At 34.3% G+C, this 19,771-nt stretch carries 19 protein-coding genes; 14 read left to right on the top strand and 5 right to left on the bottom strand.

Going from position 1 to position 19,771, the window contains the following annotated elements:
- The 3 genes from BUB96_RS05905 to BUB96_RS05915 all read right to left on the bottom strand — a co-directional run.
- The coding region (locus tag BUB96_RS05905) for a transposase (protein ID WP_200789051.1) at positions 1 to 181 on the bottom strand (181 nt) is incomplete at its 3' end.
- 123 nt (positions 182 to 304) lie between these two features.
- On the bottom strand, positions 305 to 1,231 hold the full coding sequence (locus BUB96_RS05910; RefSeq protein ID WP_073297771.1) for a site-specific integrase: 927 nt from the start codon (positions 1,229 to 1,231) through the stop codon (positions 305 to 307).
- Between the two features lie 52 nt (positions 1,232 to 1,283).
- Complete coding sequence (locus BUB96_RS05915; protein WP_073297773.1) at positions 1,284 to 2,462, bottom strand: restriction endonuclease subunit S; 1,179 nt, start codon at positions 2,460 to 2,462, stop codon at positions 1,284 to 1,286.
- Positions 2,463 to 2,641: 179 nt separating this feature from the next.
- On the opposite strand from BUB96_RS05915, the gene BUB96_RS05920 reads away from it, so the two are divergent.
- Positions 2,642 to 5,722, top strand: a complete 3,081-nt coding sequence (locus BUB96_RS05920; RefSeq protein ID WP_073297776.1) for a type I restriction endonuclease subunit R — start codon at positions 2,642 to 2,644, stop codon at positions 5,720 to 5,722.
- 134 nt (positions 5,723 to 5,856) lie between these two features.
- Here BUB96_RS05920 and BUB96_RS05925 read toward each other — a convergent pair whose 3' ends face one another.
- Positions 5,857 to 6,687 (bottom strand): aldo/keto reductase, encoded by an 831-nt coding sequence (locus tag BUB96_RS05925; RefSeq protein WP_073297778.1) that lies wholly within the window; start codon positions 6,685 to 6,687, stop codon positions 5,857 to 5,859.
- 320 nt (positions 6,688 to 7,007) lie between these two features.
- Here BUB96_RS05925 and dnaX point away from each other — a divergent pair, with 320 nt between their 5' ends.
- From dnaX to BUB96_RS05980, 11 genes are all read left to right on the top strand, one after another.
- The gene (gene dnaX, locus BUB96_RS05930; RefSeq protein ID WP_073297780.1) at positions 7,008 to 8,774 is read left to right on the top strand and encodes a DNA polymerase III subunit gamma/tau; all 1,767 of its coding nucleotides are present in this window, start codon (positions 7,008 to 7,010) and stop codon (positions 8,772 to 8,774) included.
- Positions 8,775 to 8,822: 48 nt separating this feature from the next.
- The gene (locus tag BUB96_RS05935; protein ID WP_073297782.1) at positions 8,823 to 9,134 is read left to right on the top strand and encodes a YbaB/EbfC family nucleoid-associated protein; all 312 of its coding nucleotides are present in this window, start codon (positions 8,823 to 8,825) and stop codon (positions 9,132 to 9,134) included.
- A gap of 30 nt (positions 9,135 to 9,164) precedes the next feature.
- A complete protein-coding gene (gene recR / locus BUB96_RS05940; RefSeq protein ID WP_073297784.1) occupies positions 9,165 to 9,761 on the top strand; it encodes a recombination mediator RecR in 597 nt (198 codons plus the stop codon).
- 119 nt (positions 9,762 to 9,880) lie between these two features.
- Positions 9,881 to 10,534 (top strand): dTMP kinase, encoded by a 654-nt coding sequence (gene tmk / locus BUB96_RS05945; protein ID WP_073297786.1) that lies wholly within the window; start codon positions 9,881 to 9,883, stop codon positions 10,532 to 10,534.
- A 31-nt stretch (positions 10,535 to 10,565) separates the two neighbouring features.
- Entirely contained in the window at positions 10,566 to 10,895 is a 330-nt protein-coding gene (locus BUB96_RS05950; protein WP_073297788.1) for a cyclic-di-AMP receptor, read from the top strand.
- A gap of 19 nt (positions 10,896 to 10,914) precedes the next feature.
- Positions 10,915 to 11,898 carry a DNA polymerase III subunit delta' gene (holB, locus tag BUB96_RS05955; RefSeq protein WP_073297790.1) on the top strand — a complete coding sequence of 328 codons (984 nt, stop codon included), beginning with the start codon at positions 10,915 to 10,917 and terminating at the stop codon, positions 11,896 to 11,898.
- A 44-nt stretch (positions 11,899 to 11,942) separates the two neighbouring features.
- Positions 11,943 to 12,287 (top strand): DNA replication initiation control protein YabA, encoded by a 345-nt coding sequence (locus BUB96_RS05960; RefSeq protein WP_407639289.1) that lies wholly within the window; start codon positions 11,943 to 11,945, stop codon positions 12,285 to 12,287.
- A 71-nt stretch (positions 12,288 to 12,358) separates the two neighbouring features.
- Entirely contained in the window at positions 12,359 to 13,099 is a 741-nt protein-coding gene (locus BUB96_RS05965; RefSeq protein ID WP_234945810.1) for a tRNA1(Val) (adenine(37)-N6)-methyltransferase, read from the top strand.
- A complete protein-coding gene (locus BUB96_RS05970; RefSeq protein ID WP_073297799.1) occupies positions 13,086 to 13,406 on the top strand; it encodes a GIY-YIG nuclease family protein in 321 nt (106 codons plus the stop codon). The genes BUB96_RS05965 and BUB96_RS05970 overlap by 14 nt, the downstream gene beginning before the upstream one ends.
- Positions 13,403 to 14,266 (top strand): 16S rRNA (cytidine(1402)-2'-O)-methyltransferase, encoded by an 864-nt coding sequence (gene rsmI, locus BUB96_RS05975; RefSeq protein ID WP_073297801.1) that lies wholly within the window; start codon positions 13,403 to 13,405, stop codon positions 14,264 to 14,266. Before BUB96_RS05970 ends, rsmI begins: the two co-directional genes overlap by 4 nt.
- Positions 14,267 to 14,903: 637 nt before the next feature.
- Positions 14,904 to 16,337, top strand: a complete 1,434-nt coding sequence (locus tag BUB96_RS05980) for a bifunctional metallophosphatase/5'-nucleotidase (RefSeq protein ID WP_073297803.1) — start codon at positions 14,904 to 14,906, stop codon at positions 16,335 to 16,337.
- Between the two features lie 122 nt (positions 16,338 to 16,459).
- Here the strand turns inward: BUB96_RS05980 and BUB96_RS05985 are convergent, their stop codons facing one another.
- Entirely contained in the window at positions 16,460 to 17,056 is a 597-nt protein-coding gene (locus BUB96_RS05985) for a plasmid pRiA4b ORF-3 family protein (RefSeq protein ID WP_073297805.1), read from the bottom strand.
- 198 nt (positions 17,057 to 17,254) lie between these two features.
- On the opposite strand from BUB96_RS05985, the gene BUB96_RS05990 reads away from it, so the two are divergent.
- Entirely contained in the window at positions 17,255 to 17,806 is a 552-nt protein-coding gene (locus BUB96_RS05990; RefSeq protein WP_073297808.1) for a hypothetical protein, read from the top strand.
- Positions 17,807 to 17,937: 131 nt separating this feature from the next.
- The gene (gene pepF, locus BUB96_RS05995) at positions 17,938 to 19,743 is read left to right on the top strand and encodes an oligoendopeptidase F (RefSeq protein WP_073297810.1); all 1,806 of its coding nucleotides are present in this window, start codon (positions 17,938 to 17,940) and stop codon (positions 19,741 to 19,743) included.
- The last annotated feature ends 28 nt before the right edge of the window (positions 19,744 to 19,771 follow it).

Raw genomic sequence — 19,771 nt, forward strand, 5'->3', positions numbered from 1 at the left:
GTTGGCTTCTTCGATCATTCGTTCTTTCATATTCCTGGGCTTGGATATATTCCGTTCGTTGTTCTTCCATCAGTTGATTGAAAATGGTGGTTAAAATATTTTTCGATACGTCATCTTTGACAGAATGTTCAATAATGCTTTGAACCTCTTCGTTATTCAGTGTAAAATGTACTTGGGTCATATGAAGTCCTCCTAGGTATGTTTTTGCGTTAAAAACATTGTACCGTAAAAGGACGTTTATATGGCCTTTTTACTTTTACACAATTATATGGACTTTATCGATTTTTTCGTAATCCTTTTAATTTTAAATAATATTCGACAATACATTCATCATTTTATTATTATCTTGATTTTCTAATTCATGGATAATATGAAGATAAGTATTTTGAGTTGTTGTTATGTTAGAATGTCCTAATCTCTTTGCTACTGTGGCAATTGATACACCACCATATAATAGTAAGGATGCATGGGTATGTCTTAAAGAGTGAATAGTTATTTCTGGGACATTCGTACTCCTACAGTGTCTTTGTAATATCTGATTAATTGTAGAATTATGAATTCTTTCTTTTACAAAAATTGGTTCATTAGGATTCATGTTAACAATTAAATGTGAGAACTGCATAACTGTCTGCCAATCTAATTGAACTTTACGATTCGAAGATTGATTCTTTGTGGGTTGAAAGCCACCTAATGCTTTTTTATAATTCCATGTTTTATTAATATCTAACGTTTGACGAGAAAAATCAAAATCATTTGGGGTTACTCCAAGCGCTTCACCAAATCTTAGCCCTGTCTTTGCAATTAAAAAAATTAGCCAATCATAATTTACTTCTGTACCTAACTCCAATTCATTTAAAAGTGCTTTAAGCTCAAATTGATTTAAATATTGCGCTCTTTTTGAAGATGGTTTTTTCCCTTTAATAACAACTTTACGAGTAGGATCTCTCTCAAGTAGTCCATCATCAAAAGCATCGAAAATTGCGCTCTTAACCTGATGATGAAAGTCCATTGTAGTCTGCCGTTCATGTGTTTCAGCAAAATCATTCATTAGTTGTTGATAGGATTTTCTATTTAAATCTTTTAACCTCAAAGTTGGTGCTAAATTCACCAAATGCTTATGAGAAATATAATACTTCTGCAATGTTGTTTCTCTGATAGCACCTACTTTATACATATGTACCCATTCAATAAAATATTGATGTAACAACTCATTTTGTTTTCTTTTTGACATAAAATACCTCCTGATAAATTTAAGATAACTCTATTATCAGGAGATATTGAATTTATACAAATAAACTTTGAAGTAAATATGTTTTTATTTTTTTACATCTATTAATCTTTTGCTCAGTAATAAATATTATATTATCTATTTTTTTAAAGTATTGAGAGATTAACAGTTGTGTTTGATAATTATTAGGTATTGGTATATTGATATTACCCATGTTTTCAAACGTCAAACTTTGCCTAACACTACCTTCTGTATTTCGATTTACTTCATATAAAAATTTTTCAGTTTGTGTATAATAATAAAAATATCTATCATTAATTTCATCATTTAACCGAAATACAATATACAAAGGACTGACAATTAATATATTGTCTGTATCATTATATCCAATAGAACCAACGTTAATTCTTGATGGATTATACGCAAAATCTTTTGGCTCTATTATTCTATATGTACTTTTATCTAAATTATTAAGACGAGTACTTTCAAATTGTTCACTCTGGTTAATAAAACCTTTTTTATTATTTACCGATGAAACAATATATTCTTTATTCTCTTTATTTATTTTCCCTTTTTTCGAAATATAATTGTTCAACTTACATAAAACCATATTGTCATTAGCTTTAGTTGAATATACTTTTCTTAAAAAAACATGTTTCATTTTTAAAATAAGATTTAATTTTTCCTGTTCAAGAGTAATTACATTATTGATGAAGTCAATAATACTCCTAATTTTAATTTGTTCGTCAATTTTTGATGGCATATTAAAATTATACTTTAATAAATTATTACTTGTTATACCAAATACTTTCATCCCAGTTCCCATACGGTAACCAAATTTTCGGAAATCAGTTGTTAAAAAAGTATAGTACATAAACAAACTGTCAATATTAGCTTTGGGTCTCAAAGCAATAGTATGCAGACCCGCAACAATGTTTTCATCTGGATTTATATTTAAGACTGCAGGCCAAGCGATACCTTGATAATCTTCTGAAGCATCAGCTAATATAATGTCATCTTTTTTTAATGTTCTATATTTTCCTTCTAGTATACATGGTAAATTATTTTCTTCATTAATGACATTCGCTATGCCTGTGTGAATATCACCATAATGAATATATCTGAAACCTGAATTTCTATGAGTTTCATATTTTCTTGATAATGGATATGAGCGTAGTAGCTCAATTAAGTTAGCTAATTCACACTGCATCCATGTTATTGTTACCTTAAACATGCGTTTCCTTTATAGATAAAGTAATTACTGTACACAAGCAAGAGTAATTTTAGATATTTTACTTTCACCGCACTCAAGTAAAAATTTCTGAAAGCACTCTTTTAAATCAATATTTCTTTGGTATAATGAAAATAATATATAAATGGATATTTATTAAACATGTGAGTAGGTGAAGGTTTATGAATAATATTTTTACTCAAGAGCAAGAAATGGAAAATAAATTAATTGAATTGTTAACTGTGGAAGGTTCTCATTGGAATTATCGTGAGGATTTAAAAACAGAAGAGCAGTTATGGGATAATTTTTTTAATCATTTAAAATATACAAATAAAGCGATTTTACTTGAAAATCCTTTAACGGAACAAGAAAAAGAACGAATCAAATTAGATGTAACTTCTACAACTTTTTTTGAGTCTGCGAAATTTTTAAGAGGAGAAAACGGTGTAGCAAAAGTTATTTTAGAACGCGAAGATGCGAGTTTAGGGCGAGTAGAATTAAAAGTGGTCAGCGCCCGTGAAGTAGCTGGTGGTGATTCGGTTTACGAGATTATCAATCAATTCGAAGCGAAGAAAACAAATATACAAGACCAAGATGCACGGTTTGATGTTACATTATTAATCAATGGTTTGCCTATGATACATATTGAATTAAAAAGTCACAGAAAACCATGGAATGATGCTTTTCGTCAAATTCAGCGATATATTTCAAATGGAAAATTTCAAGGGATTTATTCGACTGTACAAATGTTTGTGGTGTCAAATGGTACTGAAACAAAATACATAGCGGCTGGTGAAGAAGATCAATTAAATCCAGCATTCTTAACAGGATGGGTAGACAAAGATAATAAGCCTGTACGAAATTATCTAGATTTTGCAGAAGAGGTTTTAACTATTCCTGCTGCTCACAATATGGTGGCCCATTATTCTGTATTGGACCATGATAAAAAAGCGATTATTTTACTGCGACCTTATCAAATTCATGCGATAGAAGCGGTGAAAACAGCGAATAAAAATTATGAATCAGGTTATGTTTGGCATACTACAGGATCAGGAAAAACTTTGACTTCTTACAAAGTAGCTCATAGTTTACTAGAAAATAAAAAAATAGAAAAAACTATTTTTATTGTGGATCGTAGAGATTTAGATCAGCAAACAACGAGCTCATTTTTATCTTATTCTGAAAATGATTCTGTTCAAATTGACCAAACAGATAATGTGAATGAATTAATTGAAAAGTTATCATCTAAAGAAAAAACGGTCATTGTAACAACTATTCAAAAATTAAATCATGTAATGCTACAACATGAAAGATTCCCTAAAAATAAAAAGATAAATCGTGCTAAAGGTGCGAACATTGGTTTTGTTGTGGATGAAGCGCATAGAGCAGTGACGCCTTGGAAACAGAAAGAATTAAATGAATTTTTCGGGAACTCACAGTGGTATGGATTTACAGGAACTCCATTATTTGCTGAAAATGCTAGAGATGAATTTGGTGATATGGCCCGAACGACTGAAGAACAATACGGGGAGCGATTGCATGAATATACTGTTAAAGAGGCAATTCATGATCGGGCAGTTTTAGGTTTCCAAGTGGAATATAAATCAACCATTAGTGATTTTCAAATAGATCAACATTTAATCCAACATCACCCGAATTTGAATATTGATGCTCTAACGATAGAAGAAAAAGAAGCTAAGTTAGAGTCGAGTTTATTTGATGAACCAGCTCATATGGAACAAGTAGCTGATTCTATAATTAATAAGTCTCAGAATAAATTCGGATTCTTAAATGGTGTAGGACAGACATTTGGTGGAATGCTAACAACTAACTCGATTGATAAGGCAATTGATTATTATAATTTATTTAAAGAGATTAAAAATGGAAACCATCCAGACATTAAAATTAGTAAAAAAACTAAAAGTACGGTCAATGATTTTCCTAAAGTGGCGATTACATATTCTGTTTCAGATAATGAAGAACATTCAGTAAAACATCAAAATGCGATGAAAGAAGTACTAAGCGATTATAACGAAATGTTTGACACAAATTTCACTCTTGAAACGATAAATAGTTACAATCGGAACCTTAATGAACGATTAGCCAGAAAAAAGGAAAAATATAAATATAGAGATGAGCAGTTAGATTTAGTGATTGTGGTTGATCGCTTGTTAACAGGATTCGATGCTCCTTCGTTGTCGACTTTATTTATGGATAGATCGCCAATGAAGCCTCATCATTTAATACAAGCTTTTTCTAGAACGAATCGAATTTTTAATGATCGAAAGAAATTTGGGCAAATTGTTACTTTTCAGACACCACATTTATATGAGAAGGCAGTAGATGAAGCGTTATATCTTTATTCGAATGGCGGAGAAAACGAAGTACAGGCTCCTACATGGGAAGAATCAATGTTAGAATTTGAAGAAGCATTAACAGAATTCAGAGAAATAACACCGACTCCTGAACATATGATAGAATTAAACCAACTTGAAGAAATGAGAAAAGCTGCCAGTGCTTTCCAACGTTTTGATAAAGCATATAGCTCACTTCAAGTGTATACGAATTATATGGATGATTTTTCTGAAGGAGAATTTGAGGAAATTTATAACCTCGAACAAGATGGATTAGAACAATTTAATGGTGCTTATGAAAATTTAATCGAAAGAATTCGTGATGAGGTTGTTGGTCCTGAAAAAGAAGATATACCTTTTGAATTCGATATTGAATATGAAATTGAATCGATCAAAACAGAAAAAATAGATTATGAATATTTACTATCTTTAGTAGATAGTTATAGACAAGCTCAAATTGAAGAACCCAATAAAGATCATAGTAAAAAACTATCAGAAATTACTAAAGTTATCGAAGAATTTGGTAGAGGAAATCCAAAATTATCAGAAATTGTATTAGATTTTATCCATCGTTTCTCTACTGATCCAGAAAAATATAAAGATGTTAAAGCTGCAAATTGGATAAGCGAAAGAGTTAGCGAAAAGCAGAGAAATAAATTACAAGAATTTGCTAGTGAGTATCATTTAAGCGAGCCAGCCTTAGAATTTTTTGCCTCCAATTATGATCCAGAAAAAGATGGAAGTGACAAACAAATTGGGATTAGAGAGTTGCTCAATACAGCTGATTATGAATCCTATAAAGCTGAAAATCCTGATGTGTATGACAAAAAACTAATTTATAATTATAATCTTCGTCAAGAAGTAGGAGAATTTGTCGAGGAAGAAATTTTAACTTATGAGTTAAAATAATATTACTACAAAAAGATGGAGAGTCTAAGAAAATTTGTCTTAGATTCTCCATCTTTAAATTATGATGTGAAGGCAAAAGTAGTTGGTTTCTCCCACTACTTTTGCCTTTTTTATTTTAAGATGAAATTTAATTTTTAAAATTCTTCATGTTTCGCTGGATCTAAATCTTTATTCCGACCATCTTCGCGAGTTAAGCCATTGATTTGATTCATTTCTTCATCGGATAGCTCAAAGTCAAAAATGTTCAAATTCTCAGTTTGACGCCCTGCGTGACTTGATTTTGGAATCGGAAGAACACCGAGTTGGATTTCCCAACGTAAAACAACTTGTGCCGTCGTTTTTCCGTGTTTGTCCGCAATGTCCATAATAACTTTTTCATCTAAGGTCTCATTTTTCTGTCCGACAGGTCCCCAAGCTTGCGTGATAATCCCTTTTGAAGTATCAAATTTTAGCTGTTCTTCTTGGTTAAAGTAAGGATGCAATTCAACTTGATTAATGACAGGCAAAACTCCTGTTTCTTTTTCCAAACGTTCAATGTGCTCTGGTAAGAAGTTGCTGACCCCAATTGAACGAATAAGTCCTGCTTTTTGCGCATCAATCATTGCTTTCCAAGCTTCAACATACTTATCTTGCTTTGGATTAGGCCAGTGAATTAAGTATAAGTCAAGATAGTCTAAACCGGTACGCATAATCGACTCTTCAATAGCTTTCATAGCATCCGCATAGGCGTGATGACGTCCAGGCAATTTTGAAGTGACTGTAATTTCATTACGTGGAATGCCGCTATTTCGAATCGCATATCCTACAGCGCCTTCATTTTCATAATTATAGGCTGAATCGATTAATCGATAACCATTCTTTAAGGCCATTTCAATTCGTCGAGCACCGTCGCTCCCTTTAAATCCTGATGTTCCAAAGCCAATTTTGGGAATTTTAAAACTGTCTGATAAAATATAATGTTCCATATTACCGCCTCCTATATATTATTTATTTCAAAAATTATATATTCGTTTAGTTTTCTAAATCATTTCATTAGAATTTTTTATGAGTTCTTCTTTTCCATTATCTCAAAAATAATTATCGATGCAAAGAAAATGAATGTACTCTGAAATGTACGGGATGTTCCAGCTCGTGTGAATCCAATCTGAAAAATAGGTAGAACAGCCGAACGAACGCAAACTATGTTAAATCATCGAACAATTTCATTTATCAAGGATTAACCATGTTAATTGCCCCTTATTTCTTTTATAATAAAGAAGAATGAAAAATATAAGGGTGAGAAAAAATGTCCTATCAGGCTTTATACCGAGTATGGCGTCCTCAAACATTTAAAGATGTTTACGGACAAGAAATGATTGCACAAACACTACAAAATGCCATTCGAAAAAAACAACCAAGTCATGCTTATTTATTTACAGGACCACGGGGAACAGGAAAAACGAGTATTGCTAAAATATTTGCGAAAGCCATTAACTGCCAACATCCAGTAGACGGTGAACCATGCAATGAATGTGCCATCTGCCAACAAATTACAGAAGGTAGTTTAGGCGATGTCATTGAAATAGATGCGGCAAGTAATAATGGCGTCGAAGAAATTCGAGATATCCGCGAAAAAGCAAATTATGCCCCAACACAAGCGGATTATAAAGTTTATATTATTGACGAGGTGCATATGTTATCGATGGGCGCTTTTAATGCTCTTTTGAAAACATTAGAAGAACCTCCAAAAAATGTTATCTTTCTACTAGCAACTACAGAACCACACAAAATACCGCTAACCATTATCTCGCGGACTCAACGTTTCGATTTTCGACGAATTTCACAAGAAGACATTATGCGACGTATGGAATACATTTTAAAAGAAATGAATGTCGACTTTGAAGAAGATGCTTTATTACTCATTGCGAAAGCTGCTGAAGGCGGAATGCGTGATGGTTTAAGTATTCTAGACCAGGCACTGTCTTTTCACGACCATCAAATTTTAACAGAAGATATCCAACAAATTACAGGCAGTGTAACCCAAGATTTGCTCGAAGATTACTTCAAATCATTAACCGAAAAAAATACAAAAAATGCACTAGACTTACTTCAAAACTTGCTAGCTGAAGGAAAAGATGCCGGAAGATTTGTAGAAGATGTGATTTTATTTGGTCGAGATTTATTGCTTTTCCAAAACACAAAAGAAAAAGATCGTTCATTGTTTAAAATTGCAAAATTTAGCGATCGCTTTGAACAACTCGCTACCAGCATTCCAGAAGATTTTCTCTATCAAATCATCAGCGTCTTTAACAATACCCAGCAAGAGTTGCGATTAAGCAACCATGCCGAAGTTTATCTAGAAGTGGCCACAATTAAGTTATCTCAACGTGAAGTGGAAGCAACCATTTCAGGTTCTCAAATGGCAGCTGAAGCACCACAAACCCAACCCTCCCTTCCAGGGAATGACGAAGTGGCTGCTCTTCAAAAAGAATTAGCCAGTATGAAACAAACTCTTCAAACATTGAAAGAGAATGGAGCGACTGCAACTAATAATAGTCCACAAATAAACACACAAAAAAAAGCAACCCCAAAAAGTCCAACTGGGCAATTTAAAGCCAATAGAACAAGCGTCTATAAAGTGCTTGAAGAAGCTACCCATGAAGATTTACGAGAGATAAAATCTGTTTGGATAGATATTTTGGATGTTTTAGATGTTGGACAAAAAGCATTAATGAATAATTCTGAGCCTGTTGCTGCAAGTCCAACAGCACTTGTTGTAAAATTTGATTATGATATTTTGTGTGAACGAGCGCAAGAAGATACATTGTTGCACGAAACAGTCAATAGTTATTTAGATAAAATTATTGACAAAAAAATCCAACTCGTTTGTATCACAAGCGAAGAATGGCCTAAAGCAAGACAAGATTATATTGATCGCATGAATCACAAAGAAAAAAATAAGGATTCAAAGATAGAAAAAGATACAGATAATCAAGCAGAAAAAAAAGAAAATGAAGTTGTTTCTAAAGCAGTTGAAATGTTTGGAGAAGACTTTGTTGAAATTGTAGACTAGTACTTATAGACTAAATAAAATATTAAAGATTTTAAGGAGAATTTATCAATGCGTGGAAATATGAAAAATATGATGAAGCAAATGCAAAAAATGCAAAAAGACATGGGACAAGCTCAAGAAAAATTAGAACAAAAAACATTCACTGGAGTAGCCAATGACGACTTAGTCAAAATAACAATGAATGGTAAGCGTGAAGTCCAAGACGTAAAGATCAAAGAAGATATTGCGGAAATGGGCGATAGTGAGTTTTTAGAAGATTTGGTTTTATTGGCACTAAATGATGTCTTACAACAAGTAGAAAATGAAACAGAACAAGTTATGGGCAAATATACAAATAATTTAAATATCCCAGGAATGTAAGACAGTTTTAGATGAAAGCAGGAAGATTAAATGTATTATCCAGAACCTATTTCTCGTTTAATGGAAAGCTATATGAAATTACCCGGGATTGGTGAGAAGACGGCATCTCGATTGGCCTTTTATACGGTCAATATGCGAGAAGAGGATGTGACAGATTTTGCGAAGAATCTGGTAAGTGTAAAACGAGATTTAAAATATTGTTCGATTTGTGGAAATATAACAGAGAGTGATCCTTGTTCAATTTGTTCGGATAAAAATCGTGATCAATCAGTCATTTTGGTTGTTGAACAAGCCAAAGATGTCATTGCGTTAGAAAAAATGCAAGAATATAGCGGATTATATCATGTGCTGCACGGCGTTTTATCTCCCGTAGAAGGTACAGGGCCTGAAGACATTAATATGGCTTCTTTATTAAAAAGGCTGCAAAATGATGAGGTTAAAGAAGTGATTATTGCAACCAATGCAAATGTAGAAGGAGAAGCAACGGCAACTTATCTATCCCGTCTGATTAAACCAGCAGAGATAAAAGTCTCCCGTTTAGCGCATGGTTTGTCTGTAGGCAGCGATATTGAGTATGCAGATGAAGTGACTTTACTAAAAGCGGTAGAAGGGCGTACAGAAATGTAAGGTTTTATTCTTCGCATAAGAACCAACGGCTTTATTTCATTTTGTATAATTAATGGAAAATTATGCTATTCTAACGTATAATGACTTATATAGAAGGTTGTAGAAACGGAGAGAGTCTATTGCAAGGATTGTTTATAACAGTAGAGGGACCAGATGGCTCAGGGAAAACCACACTTGTTCGAAAGCTAGGTGCCTGTTTAGCCGATCATTTGAAAGTTCCTTTAACGGTAACTAGAGAACCGGGGGGCAGTGATATTGCAGAAAAAATTCGCGAAGTAATTATTGACCCTGTGAATAAAGAAATGGATGACCGCACGGAAGCTTTGCTGTTTGCGGCGAGTCGTCGACAACATATCATTGAAACCATTAAGCCAGCGCTGACACGTGGAGAGGTTGTGTTATGTGACCGTTTTGTAGATAGTTCGATCGCTTATCAGGGAGCTGGTCGAGAAATTGGTGTAAAAGAGGTCGCAACGCTCAATCAATTTGCAACAGAAAATTTAACGCCTGATCTTACACTTTATTTAGATGTGGATGCTCAAGTGGGATTGAATCGAATTGGCAGCGAACTTTCCAACCGCGAAAAAGATCGATTAGAACTAGAAAAAATTGATTTTCATAATCGTGTGCGAGAAGCTTATCATGTTTTATTAGTAAACAATTCTGAACGGATGATTTTAATTGATGCTAGCCAAAGCAAAGAAAAAGTATTAGAAGACACTTGGCAAGTCTTGAAATCAAAACTACAGGGATTAGATTTATTAAAAGAATAAAATGATTTTAAAGTATTAGGAGGAGATAATAATGAAATTAATTATTGCAATCGTACAAGATGAAGACAGTAAAAAGCTAAATGAAACATTTACAAAAAATGGTGTAAGATCTACAAGATTAGCATCAACAGGTGGTTTCATGCGTGCGGGAAACAGTACATTTATAGTGGGTACAGAGAATAATAAAGTCGACACGGTTATAGACATTATTGAAGAAGTATGTAAAACACGTGTTCAATCCATTATGGCACCTCCAACTTATGACTTTAATTTTGAAATGAATCTAAACTACCCAGTAGATGTTGAAGTGGGCGGAGCCACAGTGTTTGTTCTTGATATCGAACAATTCAAAAAAATATAATATTTAGGAAGAAGTTATTATGGCATCTGTTGCAAGTAAACAACCTGAAATTCAAACGTTATTTTCAAAAATCATTAAAAATAAACAACTCCAACATGCCTATATCTTCGAAGGAGTTGCGGGATCTGGCAAACTGGAGATGGCAAAGTGGTTAGCACAAAGTATTCATTGTCAGCATCGACTGCCGGATGGTTCCCCATGTCTTTCTTGTAATCAATGTGTGAGAATTGAGCATGAAGAGCATCCAGATGTAACGATTATCGAACCTGAAGGGCTTTCCATAAAAGTGAACCAAGTTCGTGCAATTAAGGATGAATTTTCAAAGAGTGGGATGGAAAGTCGTCGAAAAATTTTAATCATTGAAGACATGGATAAAATAACCACAAGTGCTGCCAATAGTTTGTTAAAGTTTATCGAAGAACCCGAAGGAGAAATTACAATTTTGCTTCTAACGACGGAGGTTCAACAATTATTACCGACCATCGTCTCAAGATGCCAATTGATCCATTTCCCTGTTCGCAATATCCATGAACGAGTGGAAGAAATTACAGCAAAAGATATTCCACGTCAAACAGCAACTTTACTTGCGAATCTCACACAAGATGCAGCGGAAGCGCAAGAGATTTATGAGAAAGAAAATTTTGGAGCGCTAGTTAAGACGATATGGGAATGGTTTAAATTATTAAACAAAAGAGATGACCAAGCCTTAATTTATATCCAAACGAACTTAATGGAACAGGTAGACAATCGGGAAGCTTCTGCCCGTTTGTTAGATTTACTTATTTTATTGTATCAAGATTTAATTACGATTTATTTTGAACAAGATCGAGTTTTAGCTTTTTCTAAATACGAAAAAGAACTAGACCAAATGATAACTCCCACAATCGGTTATAAATTGCCACAATTTTTATCGATTGTTCTAGAGGGAAAGAAGAAATTAAATCGTTATGTTGCTGCTCAAGGCGTTTTTGAGCAAATTGCTTTACGAATAATAGATCTATAAGAGTAGTTAAAAGCAAAAAGTGAAGAATATGTAGTATAACAGGAGTGGAATTTTTGGAAAAAAAAGAAATCATCGACACAATTGTCGAGATAGAATCAAAAACGGACGCCACTCTTCAGACACTAAGTACATTAAAGGATGAGATCGCAAACCTTTTAGAAGAAAATCAAACTTTGCGTATGGAAAATAAGCACTTACGTGAAAGACTAGAAGATCAAGCCGTTCAAGTACAAGAGAATCAAGAAAATGCTGGCTTGACGAAATCTCGATTAAATTTAGAAAATATTTATGAAGAGGGCTTTCACGTATGTAATATGTTTTATGGGCAACGTCGTGTTGAAGATGAACCATGTGCTTTTTGTTTAGAAGTAATTTACGGCGAAAGATAGTAATAGACCCCATTTCTTCGTGGGTTCTATTACTTTTTTTGTGGGATCGTCAGATGGAGAAGGTGGAAAATGTGTTAAAAGAAAATGAAAGAATAGATCAGTTGATGCAATATGATTTAAAAATTATTCAAAGTCCTAAAGTCTTTTCTTTTTCATTAGATGCTGTTTTACTCGGTCATTTTGCGAAGCTAAGGAATCGAGATGATCAAAAAGTGATAGATCTGTGTTCTGGAAATGGTGCAGTTGCTTTGATGATTTCCCAAAAAACAAAAAGTCCTGTCTATGGGATTGAAATCCAAGAAGAACTGGTTGATATGGCCCGACGGAGTATCCAATTAAATGGGCTAGAAGATCGGATTTCCATGATTCATAAAGATTTAAAAAACCTCAGTACGGTGCATTATGATACGGTTGATGTCATTACTTGTAACCCACCATATTTTCCACTTGAAGAAAATGGTCAGGTGAATCCGAATGAACACCTTGCGATTGCCCGCCATGAATTGTATTTGTCTTTAGATGAACTGCTTCATACCATTTCTAAGTTGTTGAAAATGAATGGTAAAGCTTATATTGTGTATCGCCCCAGTCGTTTTTTAGAGTTAATGGATGGGATGCGTAAATACCATATCACGCCAAAAAGTGTTCAATTTGTGCATCCAAATGAGCAATCCAGTGCGAACATGGTACTTGTCGAAGGCATTAAATATGGGAAAGAAGCAGGGTTTAAAATGCTGCCTCCTTTATACGTACATGATGAATCAGGAAATTATCGCCCAGAAGTTAGGAAGATTCTTTATGGAGAAGAATAGTTATTTTTATGTTTTATGGTGTCGCGACCATTCTTTTTATGCGGGCTATACGACAGATTTAAAGCGTCGAGAGCATGAACATAATGAAGGAATCGGTGCAAAATATACACGTCCCGCTTATCGTCGACCGCTAAAGATGATTTATGCCGAGACCTTTGAGACAAGAAGCGAAGCGATGAAAGCTGAAGCAGCCTTCAAAAAATTAACTCGTCCCCAAAAAGAAACCTACCTTCGGGAAAATGACGTGATTTTTCCTTTGTCTAAAAAGAGAGACTGTATCATTAAAAAGCGAGGGATAAAAAGATGAAAACCCAACAAAGTTATGCAGAAAATCAGTTTGGAACATTGTATTTAGTTCCCACCCCTATAGGCAATCTTGACGATATGACCTTTCGAGCGGTACAAACCTTAAAAGAAGTGGATTTGATTGCTTGTGAAGACACTCGTGTAACCCAAAAACTACTCAATCATTTTGAAATTGAAACGACTAAAATCAGCTACCACGAACATAATGTGCACGCGCAGACAAATGCGCTCATTCAAGATTTGCTGGATGGAAAAAATATTGCACAAGTTAGTGATGCAGGAATGCCTTCAATTAGTGATCCTGGAGTTGAACTCGTAGCGGCAGCAGTTGCCCAAAATATCTCAGTTGTTCCATTACCGGGAGCGAACGCAGCTTTAACTGCTCTAATTGCTTCTGGACTCGCACCGCAGCCCTTTACATTTTACGGTTTTTTAAGCCGAAAAAAATCAGAATTAAATGAAGAATTAGAACATTTAAAAGACAAACCTGAAACTTTGATGTTTTATGAATCCCCGCATCGTTTGACTTCATTCTTAAAAGAATTAGTAGCTGTATTTGGGGAAGAACGTCAAGTCGTATTGGCACGAGAACTAACCAAACGGTATGAAGAATTTATTCGTGGGACTGCCAATGAAGTTTACGAGTGGGCCAATGAAACGCAACTTCGTGGTGAATTTGTCGTCTTGGTTGCTGGAAATGACGAAGTGGAAGAAGAAAATTATTGGGAAGATTGGACCGTACTCGAACACATCGACTATAAAATGACCTATGAAAAAATGTCGAGTAAAGATGCAATCAAAGCCGTCGCAAAAGAACGTGGACTTCCCAAAAGAGAAGTTTATGCAGAATATCACCAATAATAAATAATATAGTCTTAAATGGCTTTAGAAAAACGGTATGAAGGAATCGACTCTGATTCCTTCATACCGTTTTTATCGAAATCGAGAAAGAAACTGAAGTCATTATACTAGAGAAACGTACTACCCTAAGGAGTGAGCGTGAAAAAATTATCGACTCCTTAGGGTAAAGCGTCTATCCTCAGGAATGAGTGTGAAAAACGCATCAACTCCTTAGGGTAAAGCGTCTATCCTCAGGAGTGAGCGTGAAAAAAAGCACCTACTCCCTAGGGTAAAGCAGAAGTCTTCAGAAAAATACCCAATAAAAGCTCACTATTTAAAATAGATCACTTAAATACGAGACATTTTCTCAGATAATGTCCAATAAACTAGAAATACGAGACATTTTCTCAGATAATGTCCAGTAAAGCAGAAATACGAGACAATTTCTCAGATAATGTCCAGTAAAGCAGAAATACGAGACATTTTCTCAAATAATGTCCAGTAAATCAGAAAAAAAGCTATTATAGAACTAAATTCCTCATTCCATACGGATAATTTTGTTAGATCACTGATTACTAGTAAAATGACTATAATAATGACTCAATGACTAACGCATTTGTTTACGACCACCTATCTATATTGATGAGGAGTGGGATTTATGGTTAAAAATTTTTCAATTATACAAATTAACGATATGCACGGTTATATTGAACCACATTTAGAACATTTTTATGATAAGGAAGGAATAACAGTGAAAGAAGCTGGCGGTTTTTCTCGCATAAAAACAGTCATTGAGAATAGCCAAAAAGAACAACCAACTTTTATTTTTGACAATGGCGATACCTTTCATGGAACGTACGAAGCAGTGGATTCAAAAGGGGAGCAACTGATTCCCTTAGTCAATGAGTTGGGCATTCAAGCGATGACTTTCCATTGGGACATGGGTTACGGTCCAGAACGATTAAAAACGATAGGAGAAAAATTAAATTATCCTATTTTAGCGATAAATGCATACAGAGAAGAAAACGATGAATTGTATTTTGAACCGTACACCATTGTGAAACAAGACGACATTTCCATCGGTATTATAGGAATAGCGGCAACCATTATCGATAAAACCATGCCGGCGTATTTCAGTAAGGGCTTATATTTTACCTTAGGAGATAAAGAACTGCCAAAATATGTAGAAGAACTTCAAAAGAAAGAGGTAGACTTAATTGTAGTTCTTTCTCATCTCGGTTTCCCCCAAGATGTTAAAATGATGCAAGAAATTGAGGGCGTAGATATTTGTTTAAGTGGCCATACACATAATCGTCTGTCTGAACCCGTCCAAATAAACAACACGACCATCATACAATCCGGTTCGCAAAGTTCATTTATTGGAAAAATTGATCTAACCGTCGATGACCAACAAATAACAGAACTAGAACACTCATTAATCACCATTACGGAAGATATTCCTGAAAATCCGACAATGAAAGAGTTAGTGAATGAGGCAGTAGAACCATACAAAGAACAATTAACAGAAATTGTAGGACATACGGATGGTATTTTACATCGCGGATGGAATGTAGAAAGTACGATGGATAATTTACTTTTAGAAGCCATTCAACATCAGACAAATTCTGACCTGGTGTTTTCAAATGGCTGGCGTTATGGCGCACCGATGGTCAAAGGACCTATTACACTGAAGGAACTCTACCAAATGATTCCCATGGATCCTCCGATTTCAACAACAGAGCTAACGGGAAGAGAAATTATTGAAATGCTGGAAGAAAATATAGAAAATACTTATGCCGCAAATCCCTATAATCAAATGGGCGGATACTTGAAACGAGCGATTGGACTAAAAGCTTTCTTCAAAGTAGAAAGTCCTAAAGGCCATCGCATTCAAACCTTATTAGTTGCCGGAAAACCGGTAGATTTAGATAAAACCTATTCGGTAAGTTACGTCACAAACCAAGGCGTCCCTTCAAAATATGGTAAAAATCACCAAAATTTAGAAGTCCATGCGATTGAAGCCCTACGAAATTATTTAAAAGAAAATGAAGTTTACCATGCGAAACTATTGGGTACATTTGAGGTTATTTAAAATTTCTTTGAATAAAATAATAAATTCCCCCTAAAGTAATAGTTTTAAATAAACCTACTTTAGGGGGTTATTAGGAATAGAGGGAGATTGTTTTGTTTACTGGAGTATTTAAATGACACGTCTTAGAGATCAAAGAAATCAGTGAAGTAAGTTTTTAAATCCTCCATGACTAAAAGATCATTCACGTCTTCTACAATTTCTTTCCAGTTCGGCTCAACTAAATCAATTTCACCCGTCATTATTTCATAACGAGAGTCTTCTGGCGGTGTATCATTTTTAGCCTTAATACAAACTGGATAACTGGTGTTAGGGTCTTTGTTTAATATTTTTTCTAAAACAATCTCATGTTCCCAATCATCACCAAAATCATACGTATAAATGACACGATCTTTTTCTTTGAGGAACCAATTGCTTAATACTTCTTCTTTTTGGTCAAAAATAGGTTCATCATCAAAAGAAAAGGGCATAAATAAGTCTAGAATCTTTCCATCATCCACATCTTCTTCCGTATTATTTACTCCAATACGGACTTCTCCAAAAGGTAAATTTGTTCCGTCTGTTTTTCGTACTTCAAATTCATGAAGATGACTGCCCATCCAGTCAAAAGCTGCCAATAGGATGTAATGAAACTCTTCAAAAGTCGTATCACTTTCAATTAATAAACGTCTCCAAACGGGTACACCTACATCTTTTAAAATAATTTTAAATTGAAAAATCACGGTAATCCTCCTGAAAGATAGAATATCTTTATTCTACTTTTAGAGAAAGGATAAAGCAAATATTTTATGTAAAAGGCAGTTTTTATCACATGTTTTATTAGATTAAGTGTAAAATATTGAAGAAACCTTTCTATCATTATAAAAAAATGTTAAAATAGATTGGAATTTAAAACTTAATAAAAGAAAGTAGGTAACTTGATGTTACATAAAGCTCGCTTATTCTTTAGTACTGTGGCGATATCACTTTTTTTAGTAGCCTGTACGGACGTACCAGCTGAAGAGACGACGGATGTGGATGTATTAGAAGAAACAACAGAAACTCAGACAAATCAAGAATCTGAAGCACCAGAAGCTGAAACAGAAAAAGAAACAGAAACGTCAGAGGAAAGCTCAACGAATGAAGAAGCTGAGAACGAAACAACTGAAGATACTGCAGAAGCTGAAAGTAATCCATCTGTAGAAGCAAATTCTTCAGCTGTAGAAAATGAGTCAGAAGACGCAGTGCTTGAATCTATCGATCAAGCAGCTATTGATCAATTTGTAGCTACAACGGGTTTAAATATCGAAGACTATACTTTTTCTTTTGAAGCAACGGATCAGTATGTTGAAATAACTGTTTATGAAAAACAAGAAGATGAACAAGCACATATGCCTTTATCAGGAATTTACCGTTACATGCTAGATTCTGAAGAAATTTTAGTTCAAGATTATTTAACAGGTGCGTTTATTCCCTACGAAGAAGCTGAATAATAATTATTAACTGCCTAGACTATGTATTCACACAGTCTGTTGGCAGTTTTTTCTTTATCTACTAAAAAGAATGTGTTATCATAAAAGATGTATTATTAAAATATAATGAGTAAATGAAGGAGATTATTAAAATGGCAGAACAATTAAAACCACGTTCCGAAGTTAGTGAAGATTTAAAATGGGATCTAACCGGCATATTCGCTACGGAAGAAGACTTCAAAGCAGCATTAGAAATATTTCCACACGAAGTCGATGCCTTTGTTGAGCAATATAAAGGTAAACTAAAAGATGCAGAAATAGTTGTTGAAGCTTTACATACATATGAAAAAATTATTGCAGAAGCAGGCTATTTACAACAATATGCTATGTTGCCCGTTAATGCAGATATTACAGATGGACAAGCTGCTTCTAAAATGCGTTCAGTAGCTACAATCATTTCTAAAGAAAGTGCTAAACTAAGCTTTTTTGATTCAGAAGTTCTTACGCTATCTGAATCTGAGATTGCCCAAGTAGCAAAAATAGAACCTGCATTTAAAGCATGGGTAAGAAAAACAAATAAAAACAAAAAAGCAGCTTTGGCTCCTGAAGTGGAAGAAGCATTAGAATTATTAGATCCAGTTTTGGGCTCATACCAAGAAATATTTGAACAAGCTCGCTCCAATGATCCTGATTTTGGAACGTTTGAAGTGGATGGAAAAGAATATCCACTGAGCTTTGTTTTATATGAAGATTACTATATGTACCACACAGATCCTAAGGTTCGACGTGCTTCTTATGATCAGTTTAATAAAGTATTGGGTCAATATAAAAATACAGTAGCGACTGCTTACTATAACCAAGTCGTTAAAGAAAAAACGATTGCAACCATGCGTGGTTACGACTCCGTGATTGATTATTTACTTGAACCACAAGAAGTGACACGAGAAATGTATAATCGCCAAATTGATGTCATTATGGAAAAATTTGCACCTGTCATGCAAAAATATATTACTCATTTAAAAGAGAAAAATGGTTTAGACAAAGTGACTTATGCAGATTTAAAAATTGATGTGGATCCAGAATTCAAGCAAGATATTACCATTGAAGAAACAAAAGATTTAGTTAAAGAAGCCTTAGCGCCTTTTGGACAAGAATATGTTGACTTAATTTTAAGTTCATATGATGAAAGATGGGTAGACTTTGCCCGAAATATTGGGAAACGATCAGGGGCTTTCTGCTCTACGACCTATCAAAAACACCCTTATATCATGATGTCCTTCTCTGGTTTATTAAGTGATGCCTACACATTATTCCATGAATTAGGCCATGCCGGTCAAGGTGTATTATCTCATCAAAACAATTCAAATACGGGAGCAAGACCTTCATTATACTTAATAGAAGCTCCTTCAACCTTTCATGAATTGCTTTTGACGGATTATTTAAAAGAACGTACAGATGATCCAAGAGAAGAACGCTCAGCTTTATCTATGATGATTTCTAAAACTTACTTTCATAATTTTGTGACTCATTTATTAGAAGCCGCATATCAACGTGAAGTTTATCGTTTAATTGATGACGGGGAAAGTTTCGATGCCAATAAATTATCAGAAATTAAGCGAAAAGTGTTAGAACAATTCTGGGGCGACGCTGTAGAAATTGAGCCCGGTGCAGAATTAACTTGGATGCGTCAAGCTCATTACTATATGGGACTATATCCATATACGTATTCAGCTGGACTAACGATCGCGACGCAAGCTTTCTTGAAAATTAAAAGTGGCGAATCAGATATGGAAAATTGGTTAGATTTCTTACGCTTAGGTGGTCAAGAAGCTCCACTCGAAGCCACGAAAGTAGCGAATGTCGATGTGGACACGGACCAAGCTTTACTTGATACGATTGAGTATTTAGATGAATCGGTCGATCGTATTATTGAATTAAGCGGCCAATTAGAAGGTTAATACATTAAAATAAAACAAATTAACTAAG

It is taken from the genome of Atopostipes suicloacalis DSM 15692 (assembly GCF_900129085.1).
GTDB lineage: Bacteria > Bacillota > Bacilli > Lactobacillales > Carnobacteriaceae_A > Atopostipes > Atopostipes suicloacalis.

Bases quoted from the DNA above. Each gene is read 5' to 3' on its own strand.
- BUB96_RS05910 (WP_073297771.1), bottom strand. From the start codon at position 1,231: ATGTCAAAAAGAAAACAAAATGAGTTGTTACATCAATATTTTATTGAA.
- BUB96_RS05915 (WP_073297773.1), bottom strand. From the start codon at position 2,462: ATGTTTAAGGTAACAATAACATGGATGCAGTGTGAATTAGCTAACTTA.
- BUB96_RS05920 (WP_073297776.1), top strand. From the start codon at position 2,642: ATGAATAATATTTTTACTCAAGAGCAAGAAATGGAAAATAAATTAATT.
- BUB96_RS05925 (WP_073297778.1), bottom strand. From the start codon at position 6,687: ATGGAACATTATATTTTATCAGACAGTTTTAAAATTCCCAAAATTGGC.
- dnaX (WP_073297780.1), top strand. From the start codon at position 7,008: ATGTCCTATCAGGCTTTATACCGAGTATGGCGTCCTCAAACATTTAAA.
- BUB96_RS05935 (WP_073297782.1), top strand. From the start codon at position 8,823: ATGCGTGGAAATATGAAAAATATGATGAAGCAAATGCAAAAAATGCAA.
- recR (WP_073297784.1), top strand. From the start codon at position 9,165: ATGTATTATCCAGAACCTATTTCTCGTTTAATGGAAAGCTATATGAAA.
- BUB96_RS05950 (WP_073297788.1), top strand. From the start codon at position 10,566: ATGAAATTAATTATTGCAATCGTACAAGATGAAGACAGTAAAAAGCTA.
- holB (WP_073297790.1), top strand. From the start codon at position 10,915: ATGGCATCTGTTGCAAGTAAACAACCTGAAATTCAAACGTTATTTTCA.
- BUB96_RS05970 (WP_073297799.1), top strand. From the start codon at position 13,086: ATGGAGAAGAATAGTTATTTTTATGTTTTATGGTGTCGCGACCATTCT.
- rsmI (WP_073297801.1), top strand. From the start codon at position 13,403: ATGAAAACCCAACAAAGTTATGCAGAAAATCAGTTTGGAACATTGTAT.
- BUB96_RS05980 (WP_073297803.1), top strand. From the start codon at position 14,904: ATGGTTAAAAATTTTTCAATTATACAAATTAACGATATGCACGGTTAT.
- BUB96_RS05990 (WP_073297808.1), top strand. From the start codon at position 17,255: ATGTTACATAAAGCTCGCTTATTCTTTAGTACTGTGGCGATATCACTT.
- pepF (WP_073297810.1), top strand. From the start codon at position 17,938: ATGGCAGAACAATTAAAACCACGTTCCGAAGTTAGTGAAGATTTAAAA.